An 11700-nucleotide genomic window follows, 5' to 3' on the forward strand; every position below is an offset into this window, starting at 1 on the left:
CTGCCCATGCGCCCCCTGTGCCCCTACGTGTCCGGTTTTCCCCGCAGCCCCGCAGAACCCGTCGCCCCCCGTGGTGCCCTGCCGGCGCCCGAGGCCTACGTGCCCTGAGTGGATACGCCCTCATGGGGCCACCGTTCTGACATGCGGGTTTCGTACCCCCGTGCCAGGCTGAGGGGACACGGACCACCGTCCGACACCCGTCACGGGAGGCACGATCGTGGGCAAGAAACAGACCCGGACGAACCGGGGAGCCCGTACCGGCGGACATGAGCACCGCGCGGACGCGGTGGCGAAGGAGAAGAGCGCGCCGGCGCCGGCGAGGGAGACGTCGATGCCCCTCGTGGAGCACGCGTCGCACCGCAAGGAGCGCAAGTTCGGCCACAACTGAGGTCGAGCGGTCGCGCGAAGGGGCCCGGTGCCGAGGACGGCGCACCGGGCCCTTCGTGTGCGGTTACCGTCCGTCGCCGACCGGGATCTCCACGCTCTCCTCGGCCCGGGGGGCCGGGAGAACCGTCCCGCCCAGCTTCTCCTGCGTCGCCGGGCTCATCGTGGCGAGGAGCTGGCGGGCGAGACCGAGGCCCGTTCCGCCCATGGTGAGGGCCTTGGCGAAGACGTCGGCCATGCCGTCGGCGCCGTTGAGCAGGACCATCTGGTCGACGTTGCCGAAGGCGGAGGCGCCGGCGGAGACGATCTCGGGCCACTTCTCGGCCAGCTGCTGGGCGACCACGGCCTCCTGGTTCTCCGCGAGGGCCGCCGCCCGCGCCTTGATGGCCTCGGCCTCCGCCAGACCCTTCGCACGGGTGGCCTCGGCGACCGCGAGGCCCTTGGCGTGCTGCGCCGCCGCCTCGGCCTCACCGGTGAGCCGGGTCGCCGTGGCCTTGGCCGCGCTCGCCAGCTCCGTCTCCTTCGCCTCGGCCTCGGCGGCCGAGATCCGGGCGTCACGCTCGGCCGCGGCCAGCGTCCGGGTCTCGTACGCCATGGCGTCGGCCGGCTTGCGGACCTCCGCCTGGAGCTGCTGCTCCTTGCGGAGGCCCTCCAGCTCGGCGACCCGGGTCTCCTGGACGACGACCTCCTGGCGCGAGGCCGCGTCGGCGAGCGGGCCGGCCTGCCGGGCCCGGGCGGAAGCCTGGTCCCGCTCGGCCTGGTAGCCCGCCTGGAGGATCTCGCTGTCGCGGGTCGCCTCCGACATGCGCGCCGCGGCCTGCTGCTCGGCCTCGGTCGCCCGGCGGTTCGCCTCCGCCTGCGCGATCCGCGCGTCCCGCTGGACGGCGGCCGCGTGCGGGGCGGCCAGGTTCTTGATGTACCCGGTCGGGTCCTCGATCTCGTGGATCTGCAGCGAGTCGACGATCAGGCCGAGCTTCTCCATCTCCGTGCCACAGGCCGACCGCGCCTGCCCGGTCAGCTTCTCCCGGTCACGGATCATGTCCTCGACCGTCAACCCGCCGACGATGGCGCGGAGATGACCGGCGAAGACGATGTGCACCCGCTCGCTCATCAGCTTCTGCTGATCGAGGAAGCGGCGTGCGGCGTTGGCGATCGACACGAAGTCGTCACCGACCTTGAAGATCACCACACCGCGGACCTTCAGCGGAATGCCCTGGTGGGTGACGCACTCGACGGACAGCTGCGTCTCGTTGAGGTCCAGCGAGAGCTTCCGCACCGCCTGCACACCGGGGAGCACGAGGGTGCCGCGACCGGTGACGATGCGGAACCCCATGCCCGTGCCGAGGCCCTCCATCTTGTGGTTGGAACCGGAGATGATCAGCGCCTCGTTGGGTTCCGCGACGCGCCACATCATTTTGAACACACCGATCAGAACGACGAGCGCGCCGACGACGACGCCCGCCAGAATGCCGATGCTCATGGACAAGGTCCCCCTTCACCGGAGCCGAGCGGACCCGGTGAAGGGAGTGTGCGCCCGTGACGGGCGCGTACTCAACGGTTCGGTCAACTGTCGTACGCGGCTGTGACATAGACGGTGCGTGGAGGGAGATGTTCCATGACCATCACCACCGTTCCGACCTCGATCCGCTCCTTCGGCGAGGCGGGATGCGCGAGGAAGTGCTCGGCACCACCGCGGATCCGGACGATCACCTCGCCGACGAGACCGGGGCCGACGGTGCCGGTCACCCGGCCGAGCAGTCCCACCATCGAGCTGTCCATCGACTCGTCGTCCATGCCTGAACGGTACGTCAGATCCAGCCCTCCAGGGCGGAGATGAACCCGTCGAAGTCGTCCCGGTGGATCGTGTGCCCCGCCCCCTCCACCGTACGGAGTTCGAATCCGCGGTCGGCGAGCATCCGGGCGTGCTCCGGCCGGACCAGCACGCTCGGATCGGCGAGGGCGACGAGGGAGGGCACCACGGGCCGGGCCGGCCACAGGTCGGCGCCCACGAACGGCGTGAGGCCGTGGGCCGTCCGCTCGTCCCAGTCCCGTACCGACGCCATCTCGATGTCGACGTCCTCCTCCGGCCAGTGCGGGTTGAAGCCCCTGATCTGCTCCCGGGTCATCGACTTGCCCCGGACGAAGAGCTCGGCCCGGTAGCCGCAGGGGCCGGCCGCCAGGTGCCAGGCCGGGTCGGAGTACACCGCCCTGGCCGGCGCGAGCCGCTCCACCGCCCGCGCGAGGACGAGCCCGCCGAGCGAGTGGCCGATCGCCAGCTCCGCGCCGGCGGGGAGGGTCTCGACGAGGTCGTCGGCGTGGTCCTCCGGGCGGTACGCCTCCGGGCCCGGGGCCCGGCCGCTCGCCCCGTGCCCCCGCAGGTCCACGGCGATCACCCGGTAGCCGCGCTCCGCGAGCGCCGGTCCGACCCGGCGCCAGGTGCGGTGGTCGGCCATGATGCCGTGGACGAGCAGCGCCGTCCGGTCACCGGATCCCCAGGTGGTGGTGTGCAGTCGCATGGTGTCGCCTCTCCTGAGGTGCTTCGTGCTCGGTGCCCGGCGGGTGCCGACGCGGGTCGGGCGCGGGTCAGCGCACGCCGCGGATGGGGCGCACGGCCAGCGCGCCGAGTACCGACAGTACGGCCGCGACCAGGAAGAGCGTCGTGTATCCGCCGCTCAGCGAGACGATGAGCGAGGCCACGAAGGGGGCGACGATCTGCGGTCCGGCGTTGGCGACGTTGAGGACGCCCATGTCCCGGGCCGCGTCCTCGGCCTTGGGCAGCACCATGGTCACCAGGGCGGTGTCGACGGCCATGTAGCAGCCGAAGCCGAGGCCGTTGACGACGGAGAAGGCCAGCATCGCCGCCCAGCTGCTGGAGGCGGCCGGGATGACCAGCGCGAGGGCGGCGAGCACGGCGGAGGCGCCGACGAAGAGCTTGCGGCGGTCGAAGCGGTCCGAGAGCCAGCCGCCGAGGACGGTGGAGACCACCATGGCGACCGAGTTGACCGGCATGAGGATCGCCACGGCCTCCTCGGGGCTCAGTCCGGCGGGCAGGTCGGTGTGGTCCTTGAGGATGTACAGCTGGAATCCGGAGACCGCGAAGTAGCCGAGGATGAGCAGGGCACGGCCGATGAAGGCCCAGCGGAAGTCGTGGTTCTTCAGGGCGCTGCCGAAGGCCGCGAGCTGCTGCCCGACCGGCATCGGCGCCTTCGGGGCCATGCGCTCCTCGCGGGCGCAGGTGGTGAACAGCACGGCGGTGGCGGCGACGATCGCGCCGAAGACGAGGTAGCCGGTGCGGTAGTGCTCGGAGAAGGCCGCGCCGACGAGGGCACCGATCGTGGAGCCGACGGGCAGGCCGAGACCGACGGCGGCCGAGGCCTTGCCGCGCGAGGCCAGGGGGATCCGGTCGGGGACCACGGAGGTGATGGCCGCCTGGTAGATGTTCATGACGGCCTGTCCCAGACACCAGGCGATGGTGACGAGCAGGATCGTGTGGACGCTGCCGAGGAGCAGCATCACGGGGAGGGCGAGCAGGCCGCCGGCGAGGATCCACGGGTTGCGGCGGCCCGAGCGGTCCGAGAGGGCGCCCGCGACCGGGTTGAAGACCGTGGCGAAGATCGCGGATATGCCGGAGACGAGGCCGAAGTTCGCCACCTTGTCGGCGGGGTCGATGGCCTCGATCTGGAGCGCGAGGAGCATGCCGGGGACGCCGATGTACAGGGCGTACATCGCGGTGTTCCCGGCGAGCAGCAGGGGCAGCAGGCCGCGCGTCGGCCGGGGGGCCGCGGGGGAGCCGGTGGCGGTGGCGGGGCCGGGGGCGCCCGTGTCGGAGCCGGTTCCGGGGGAGGAAAGGGCCACTTTGCCCTCCTGGGGAGATCGCCCGATGCGGGGGCGAGAAGCGGATTGAACGGTATGGTTACACGTGTCAGTGGCACGTGTGAGCACTGTGTAGCACTCATTTCCGGCCATCCGCCAGACCCGGGGCCGGATTGTTCTGGAAAGATGCCGGATCGATGAGCCAGCCAACCGAACGGTCCCCCGAGCGCCCCTCCGGGCGCGCGGTCCCGACCAGCGCCGATGTCGCACGCCTCGCGGGCGTGTCCCGGGCCACCGTCTCGTACGTCCTGAACAACACCTCGGCCGTCCGCATCAGCGAGCCCACCCGGCAGCGGGTGCGCGAGGCCGCCGAGGAGCTGGGCTACGTGCCGCACGCCGCGGCCCGCAGCCTGCGCGCGGGCCACAGCCGCATGGTGCTGCTCCCGACCCCCCACGTCGCGGTCGGGTCGCTGTACAGCCAGTTCTTCAACGACTTCCAGTGGGCCCTGCGCCGCCTCGACTACACGGTCGTGCAGTACGGCAGCGTCGGCCTGGAGCCCGGGGAGGCCGCCCGCGCCTGGGCCGAGCTGCGGCCGGTGGCCGTGGTCTCCCTCGGCGAGGTCGAGCTCACCGGGCAGGGCGTCGAGATCCTCAAGCGGTCCGGGGCCCGGGCCGTGATCACCCTCGGCACCCGGCGCGTGGAGGGCGCCCACGCCCTCGTCATGGACCAGGGGCGGGTCGGCGAGGTGGCCACCGAGCACCTCCTGGAGACCGGACGGCGCCGGATCGGCGTCGTCGTGCCCGAGGAGCCGGGCCTCACCATGTTCTCCGGACCCCGCCTCGACGGGGCCCGCCGCGCCGCCGAGGGCACCGGCGCCACCGTCGTCCCCCTGCCGCTGCGGTACGAGGAGGAGTCGGCCGACGCGCTCGCCGCGCGGTGGCGCGAGCTGGGCCTCGACGGCGTCTTCGCGTACAACGACGAGTACGCGATGCTCCTGATGCGCTCGCTCCAGGACGCCGGGATCTCCGTGCCCGGCGAGACCGCCGTCATCGGCGCCGACGACCTGCTCCTCGGCCGGCTGCTGCGACCCCGGCTCTCCACCGTCCGCCTCGACATGGTGGGCGGCCGCGAGCTGGCGGAGCTGGTCGACCGCGCCGTACGGCAACCGGACACCGTGCCCCTCTCCCGGGACCTGCTCGACTCACGGGTCGTCCGACGGGAGTCCAGCTGAGCGGGGGCGCCGTCCGGCGGGGGCGACGGGGCACGGGTGCCGTCCGGCGGGGTCCGGTTGAGCGCGGGCGACTGGGGACGGGGCATCGTCCGGCGGCGGCCTGCTGAGCGTGGAGTGCCGTCTGGCGGGGTCCGCCGAGCGTGGGGTGTCGTCCAGCGGCGTCCGCTGAGCGCGGGGTGCCGTCTGGCGGGGTCCGGCTGTGCCGCGGAGCGCCGTCCGGCGGGAGCCCGGCGAGCGGTGGCAGCGGCCGGCCCCGGCGCCCGGCGGGAGTCCGGCCGAGGGCCGAGGCCGGGCGGACGGGGACTGCGGACGGGGACTGCGGACGGGGACTTCGGTCGAGGTCCGGGCCTGGGGGCCTCCGGCCGAGGTCCGGTGCCCGGGCGGGGCTTCGGCCGAGGTCCGGGCCCGGGCGGGCGGGGCTTCGGTCGAGCGCTTAGTTTCGGTGCATGAGCACAGTTCCGAAGCGGTTCGAGATCCTGCTGGTGCCCGAGCACGTCGAGGACCGGGGCGGCGCCTCCGTCGCGGACAGTGCCGTCCGCTCGGCCGTCGTGGAGGCCACCGGTCGGCACGGCGAGACGGGCTACCCGATCTACGAGGGGCACGGCATCCGTGCCGACATCGACCCCGAGTCGCTCACGGTCGAGGCGCTGCTCGTCGACGGCCACGAGCTCGACTACGGCCTCACGGCCCTGGCCCGCCCCGCCGTGACCCGCTGACCCCCGCGTCCCTCCCCGGTGTCCCGAAGGGGCCCGTTGACAGGGCGGGCCGTGCGGCAGAGACTCTGCGCGCCCCATCGGGCGAAGATTGTTTCACCAGGCGAACAGAGCCGTTCCGCAGGTCACGTGGGAGAGAACCGATGAGCATCCGCGACGTCTACATCGTCGACGCCGTCCGCACCCCGATCGGGAAGTTCGGGGGCGCCCTCGCCGGCGCCCGCCCCGACGACCTCGCGGCCCATGTCGTCCGCGCGCTCGTCGACCGCTCGCCCGCGCTCGACCCCGCGCGCGTGGACGACGTCTACTTCGGCGACGCCAACGGCGCGGGCGAGGACAACCGCGACGTCGCGCGCATGGCCGTCCTCCTCGCCGGACTGCCCGTCACCGTCCCCGGCGTCACCGTCAACCGCCTCTGCGGCTCCGGCCTCGAAGCCGTCGTCCAGGCGGCCCGCGCCATCGCCCTCGGCGACGCCTCCGTGGCGATCGCGGGCGGCGTCGAGTCGATGTCCCGCGCCCCCTGGGTCCTGCAGAAGCCCGAGCGGGCCTTCCCCGCCGGCCACCAGCAGCTCCACTCCACGACCCTCGGCTGGCGCATGACGAACCCGAAGATGCCCGCCGAGTGGACGGTCGCGCTCGGCGAGGGCGCCGAGCTCGTCGCCGACAAGCACGGCATCACCCGCGAGCAGCAGGACGCCTTCGCCCTCGCCAGCCACCGCAAGGCGGCCGAGGCCTGGGCGAAGGGGCTCTACGACGACGAGGTCGTCCCGTACCCCGGGGTGGAGCTCACCCGCGACGAGTGCATCCGCGACTCCACGTCCATGGAGGCCCTCGCCAAGCTGAAGCCCGCCTTCCGCGCCGAGGGCGGCACCGTCACCCCGGGCAACTCCTCGCCGCTCAACGACGGCGCCGCCGCCCTGCTCCTCGTCGACGAGGACGGACTGCGCGAGACCGGCCGCGAGCCCCTCGCCCGGATCCGCACCTCCGCGGTCACCGGGATCGAGCCGCAGCTCTTCGGCCTCGGCCCCGTCACGGCGGTCCACCGGGCCCTGGAGAAGGCCGGGCGCTCCTTCGCCGACCTGACGACCTTCGAGCTCAACGAGGCCTTCGCGGCCCAGGCGCTCGGCTGCCTCGCGGAATGGCCGGAACTGGACCCCGAGATCGTGAACCCGCGCGGCGGCGCGGTCGCGCTGGGCCACCCGCTGGGCGCGTCCGGCGCCCGGCTGGCCGGCTCGGTGGCGCACCAGCTCGCGGCGGCCGGCTCCGGCACGGGCCTCGCGGCGCTCTGCATCGGCGTCGGCCAGGGCATCGCGCTGGTCCTGGAGCGCTAGGGCCCCGGGCGCACGGAGCATGACGCGAGGGGGGTACGGGAGAGCCTCCCGTACCCCCCTCGCGGTGGGTCACTTCGCCTGCGCGGCCTCGATGGACTTGCGGACCTCGTCCATGTCCAGCTGGCGGGCCTGCCCGATGACGTCCTCCAGGGCGGCCTCCGGCAGCGCTCCGGGCTGCGCGAACACGGCCACGTTGTCGCGGACGATCATCAGGGTCGGGATCGAGCGGATCTCGAACGCGGCGGCCAGCTCCTGCTGCGCCTCGGTGTCCACCTTGGCGAAGACGAGGTCCTGGTGGCGCTCGGAGGCCGCCTCGAAGACGGGGCCGAACTGCCGGCAGGGACCGCACCAGGAAGCCCAGAAGTCGATCAGAACGAAGTCCCCTCCGCCCACGATCTCGTCGAAGTTGTCCTTGGTGAGCTCTACGGTGCTCATGCTGCCTGCCTTTCGGGTCCTGGCGTGGTCCTCACGGTCCCCTGGGGACTCGCCCGGCACAACGGCGTATCGAGCCGCGCTATTCCGCACCGCTGCCACCAGACTGGGACCCATGACACGAACGGTGGAAGACGAGCACGCCTACGACGTGGTGGTGATCGGCGCGGGCCCGGTCGGAGAGAACGTCGTCGACCGGGTGCGGGCGGGCGGCCTCACCGCGGCGATCGTGGAGAGCGAGCTGATCGGCGGCGAGTGCTCGTACTGGGCATGCATGCCCAGCAAGGCGCTGCTCCGCCCCGCGATCGCCCGCTCGGACGCGCGAAAGGTCGCGGGCCTGCGGGAATCGGTCTACGGCCCGCTGGACGCGATGGAGGTCTTCGCCCACCGGGACAAGGTCGTCGGCCACTGGAAGGACGACGGCCAGGTCGACTGGCTGGACTCGATCGGCGTACGGGCCTTCCGGGGGCACGGCCGGCTCCACGGGCCGCGCCGGGTGGAGGTCACGGGCCCCGAGGGCGAGCGGCACGTGCTCACCGCCCGGCACGCGGTCGCCGTCTGCACGGGCACCCGCGCGCTCCTCCCGGAGCTGCCGGGACTGCCCGCGGCGCATCCCTGGACCAGCCGCGAGGCGACCAGCTCCGACCGGGTCCCCGAGCGGCTCGTCGTGGTCGGCGGGGGAGTGGTGGGCGTGGAGATGGCCACCGCGTACCAGGCCCTGGGCGCGAAGGTGACCCTGCTCGTACGGGGCGGGGGACTGCTGCCGCGCATGGAGCCGTTCCTCGGCGAGCACGTGGCCGCCGCGCTCGCCTCGCGCGGCGCGGACGTCCGTACCGGCGCGGCGGTGAGCGCGGTGGTGCGCGACGGGGGAACCGGCCCGGTCACCGTGGTCCTGGAGGGCGGCGACCACGTCGAGGGCGACGAGGTGCTCTTCGCGACGGGACGCAGGCCGCGCACCGAGGACATCGGCCTGGAGACCGTCGGCCTGACGCCGGGCTCCTGGCTCGACGTCGACGACAGCCTCCGGGTCACCGGAAGCGACTGGCTCTACGCCGTCGGGGACGTCAACCACCGTGCCCTGATGACCCACCAGGGCAAGTACCAGGCGCGGATCGCGGGCGCCGCGATCGCCGCCCGCGCGCGGGGCGGTGACGCGTCCCTGGACGGCGGGCGGTGGGGCGCGCACGCGGCCACCGCCGACCACGCCGCCGTCCCGCAGGTCGTGTTCAGCGACCCCGAGGCGGCGGCCGTCGGGCTCGGTCTCGCCGAGGCGGAGCGGGCCGGGTACCGGGTCCGGGCCGTGGACCTCGACATGCGGTCCGTCGCCGGGGCCGGTCTGTACGCCCAGGGGTACCGGGGGCACGCCCGGATGGTCGTCGACCTCGACCGGGAGGTGGTCCTCGGCGCCGCCTTCGTCGGGCCCGGCATCGGGGAGCTCCTCCACTCGGCGACGGTCGCCGTCGCGGGCGAGGTGCCGATCGCCCGCCTGTGGCATGCCGTCCCCGCGTACCCGACGCTGAGCGAGGTGTGGCTGCGGCTGCTGGAGGCCTACCGGGGCTGACGACCCCTCAACTGTTGTCGGTGGTCGACGAGTACGGGGGGATCAGCGCGCGAGCCGCCGAGCGCGCGGCCTCCAGGGCGGGCCGGGGGTCCCGGCCCGGCTCCTGGCCCAGGACCACCCGGGTGCTCAACCCGTCGAGCAGGGCCAGGAGTTCGGAGGCGCGGGCGCCGGCGTCCAGCGGGGCGAAACGCCGGCGCGCCGCGCCCGCCGCGAGCAGGGACTCCAGGTCCTCCTGCCAGCCGGTGTCCAGTTCGGCCTGCGCCTCGCGGAGCGCGGCGTTGCCCGGGGTGCGGGCCCAGAGCTCGATCCACAGGGTCCAGCGCGGATCACGCGGGCCGCGCGGGAGGTAGAGCCGGAGGAAGAGGTCGAGCTTGCGCTCGGCCGTGATCCGCCGGGCGAGCAGCGCGCGCCGCTCCTCGGCGAGCGCGGCCTCGCTCCACCGGAGGGCGGCGAGCAGCAGCAGGTCCTTGCTGCCGAAGTAGTACAGGATGTGGCCGCCGCTGGTGCCGAGCCGCTCGGCCAGCGCCGACATGGTGAGGGAGGCGAGGCCGTCCTCGGCGATCGCCGTCATGGCCTCCTCCAGCATCCGTTCCTGGGTGACGTGTCCGTCCCGCCGTCGTGCCGCGCCTGCCACCGCCGCCGTCCCCGTTCCGTGTCCCCGTGCGTTCCGTCGTGTCCGGAACCGACCTTAACCGCAAGCCGCCGGGGTCTTGACGTGGCTCGAATCCATCGCACATCTTGAATGCCGTTCTAAAACTTAGAACGGCATTCAAGATCGATCCGCGACAGGAGTGCGATGTGCTCGAACACGAGACGGCGCCCGTGACCACGGCCCGCGCAGCGACCGACGAGGTCTTCCAGGTCGAGGAGCACGGGATCGACCCCATCCCCGACGCCGAGCGGCACGGCGGGGCCAAGGACGTCTTCTGGCTCTGGTTCGGCTCGAACCTCACCTTCACCTACGTCATCAACGGCGCCCTCGCCGTCGCCTTCGGGCTCTCCTTCTGGCAGGCCACCGCCGTCGTCGTGCTCGGCGGCCTCTCCTTCCTCGCCATCGGCGCGGCCGGACTCAGCGGCGTGCGCACCGGCACCGCCACCCTCGTCATCTCCCGCGCGGCCTTCGGGAAGCGCGGCAACTGGCCCGCCGGCCTGCTGAACTGGATCGTCAGCATCGGCTACACCATCGTCAACACCGTGGTGGGCACCCTCGCCCTCGAAGCCTTCTTCACCGACCTCGGCTGGCACGGCGGACACGCCGCCCGCGCCCTCGCGCTCGCCGTCACCCTCGCGCTGACCTTCGCCGTCGCCCTCTGGGGCCACGCCACCGTCCAGTTCGCCGAACGCTGGATGGCGTACGTCCTCGCCGCAGGCTTCGCCGCCCTGCTCGCCCTCGTCCTGCCCGGCGCCGACACCGCCGCCCCCGCCGCCGCGCCCGGCGCCTCCGGCTGGAGCCTCGCCTTCGTCGTCATGCTCGCGGGCCCCTTCTCGTACCTCCCCATGCCCGCCGACTACACCCGCTACCTGCCCCGCACCACCAGCCTCAAGGCGGTCACCTGGAGCGGCGCCCTCGGCGGCTTCGTCTCCTCCGTCGCCCTCGGCGTCGCCGGCGTGGCCGCCGCGACCCAGGCCGACATGACCGACGCCGTCGCGGGCACCGAGAGCCTCCTCCCCGGCTGGTTCCAGCCCCTCTTCCTCGCCCTGGTCCTCGGCGGCTCCGTCACCAACTCGATCATCACGCTCTACTCGTCGAGCCTGAACCTCCAGGTCCTCGGCATCCCCTGGAGCCGCGCCCGCGCCATCGTCATCAGCGCGGCCGTCACCGCCGCCGGCTCCCTCGGCGCCCTCTTCCTCGCCGACTTCACCACCTCCCTGCTCTCCTTCCTCTCCCTCCTGATCATCGTCTTCGCCCCCTGGGGCGGGGTCTTCCTCGCCGACATGGTGCTCCGCCGCTGCACCTACGACTCCGCCGGCCTGCACGCCGACACCGGCGGCCCCTACTGGTACCGCTCCGGCTGGCACCCGGCCGGCATGACCGCGCTCCTCGCCGGCCTCCTCTTCTCCGCGCTCACCTGCGACTCCGAGCTGTGGACCGGTCCCCTCGTCGCCCCGCTCGGCGGCGCGGACCTCACGCTCCTCGGCGCGGCCGTCTCCGCCCTGGTGTACGTGCTCCTCGCCCGCCGCACCGTCGCCCCCGTCCAGTAACCCTCTCCCCGCCACCTCCCTCGTACGACACG

At 73.3% G+C, this 11700-nt stretch carries 12 protein-coding genes; 6 read left to right on the top strand and 6 right to left on the bottom strand.

The window, feature by feature from the left end:
- Positions 1-217 precede the first annotated feature (217 nt).
- Positions 218-388 carry a hypothetical protein gene (locus tag ACH4TP_RS13595; protein ID WP_398189967.1) on the top strand — a complete coding sequence of 57 codons (171 nt, stop codon included), beginning with the start codon at positions 218-220 and terminating at the stop codon, positions 386-388.
- Between the two features lie 63 nt (positions 389-451).
- On the opposite strand, the gene ACH4TP_RS13600 is transcribed toward ACH4TP_RS13595, so the two are convergent.
- From ACH4TP_RS13600 to ACH4TP_RS13615, 4 genes are all read right to left on the bottom strand, one after another.
- Positions 452-1864: an SPFH domain-containing protein gene (locus ACH4TP_RS13600; RefSeq protein WP_398189969.1), complete on the bottom strand. Its 1413-nt coding sequence runs from the start codon at positions 1862-1864 to the stop codon at positions 452-454.
- Positions 1865-1947: 83 nt separating this feature from the next.
- Positions 1948-2178 carry a hypothetical protein gene (locus ACH4TP_RS13605; protein ID WP_388846922.1) on the bottom strand — a complete coding sequence of 77 codons (231 nt, stop codon included), beginning with the start codon at positions 2176-2178 and terminating at the stop codon, positions 1948-1950.
- Between the two features lie 14 nt (positions 2179-2192).
- Positions 2193-2900 (bottom strand): alpha/beta fold hydrolase, encoded by a 708-nt coding sequence (locus tag ACH4TP_RS13610; protein ID WP_389225158.1) that lies wholly within the window; start codon positions 2898-2900, stop codon positions 2193-2195.
- 67 nt (positions 2901-2967) lie between these two features.
- A complete protein-coding gene (locus ACH4TP_RS13615) occupies positions 2968-4239 on the bottom strand; it encodes an MFS transporter (protein WP_398189972.1) in 1272 nt (423 codons plus the stop codon).
- 155 nt (positions 4240-4394) lie between these two features.
- Here ACH4TP_RS13615 and ACH4TP_RS13620 point away from each other — a divergent pair, with 155 nt between their 5' ends.
- The 3 genes from ACH4TP_RS13620 to ACH4TP_RS13630 all read left to right on the top strand — a co-directional run bounded on the left by ACH4TP_RS13620 (position 4395) and on the right by ACH4TP_RS13630 (position 7473).
- The gene (locus ACH4TP_RS13620; protein WP_389225154.1) at positions 4395-5429 is read left to right on the top strand and encodes a LacI family DNA-binding transcriptional regulator; all 1035 of its coding nucleotides are present in this window, start codon (positions 4395-4397) and stop codon (positions 5427-5429) included.
- A 446-nt stretch (positions 5430-5875) separates the two neighbouring features.
- The gene (locus ACH4TP_RS13625; protein ID WP_389225152.1) at positions 5876-6145 is read left to right on the top strand and encodes a hypothetical protein; all 270 of its coding nucleotides are present in this window, start codon (positions 5876-5878) and stop codon (positions 6143-6145) included.
- Positions 6146-6285: 140 nt separating this feature from the next.
- Complete coding sequence (locus ACH4TP_RS13630) at positions 6286-7473, top strand: thiolase family protein (protein WP_398437681.1); 1188 nt, start codon at positions 6286-6288, stop codon at positions 7471-7473.
- A gap of 69 nt (positions 7474-7542) precedes the next feature.
- On the opposite strand, the gene trxA is transcribed toward ACH4TP_RS13630, so the two are convergent.
- Complete coding sequence (gene trxA, locus ACH4TP_RS13635; RefSeq protein ID WP_389225148.1) at positions 7543-7908, bottom strand: thioredoxin; 366 nt, start codon at positions 7906-7908, stop codon at positions 7543-7545.
- A 112-nt stretch (positions 7909-8020) separates the two neighbouring features.
- On the opposite strand from trxA, the gene ACH4TP_RS13640 reads away from it, so the two are divergent.
- Complete coding sequence (locus tag ACH4TP_RS13640) at positions 8021-9466, top strand: dihydrolipoyl dehydrogenase family protein (protein ID WP_398189977.1); 1446 nt, start codon at positions 8021-8023, stop codon at positions 9464-9466.
- A 7-nt stretch (positions 9467-9473) separates the two neighbouring features.
- Here ACH4TP_RS13640 and ACH4TP_RS13645 read toward each other — a convergent pair whose 3' ends face one another.
- A complete protein-coding gene (locus tag ACH4TP_RS13645) occupies positions 9474-10100 on the bottom strand; it encodes a TetR/AcrR family transcriptional regulator (RefSeq protein WP_398437684.1) in 627 nt (208 codons plus the stop codon).
- A gap of 164 nt (positions 10101-10264) precedes the next feature.
- Here ACH4TP_RS13645 and ACH4TP_RS13650 point away from each other — a divergent pair, with 164 nt between their 5' ends.
- The gene (locus ACH4TP_RS13650; protein ID WP_398437685.1) at positions 10265-11668 is read left to right on the top strand and encodes a purine-cytosine permease family protein; all 1404 of its coding nucleotides are present in this window, start codon (positions 10265-10267) and stop codon (positions 11666-11668) included.
- Positions 11669-11700: the final 32 nt, after the last annotated feature.

This window comes from Streptomyces sp. NPDC021012, assembly GCF_044333355.1.
In the GTDB taxonomy this organism is placed as follows: Bacteria; Actinomycetota; Actinomycetes; order Streptomycetales; family Streptomycetaceae; genus Streptomyces.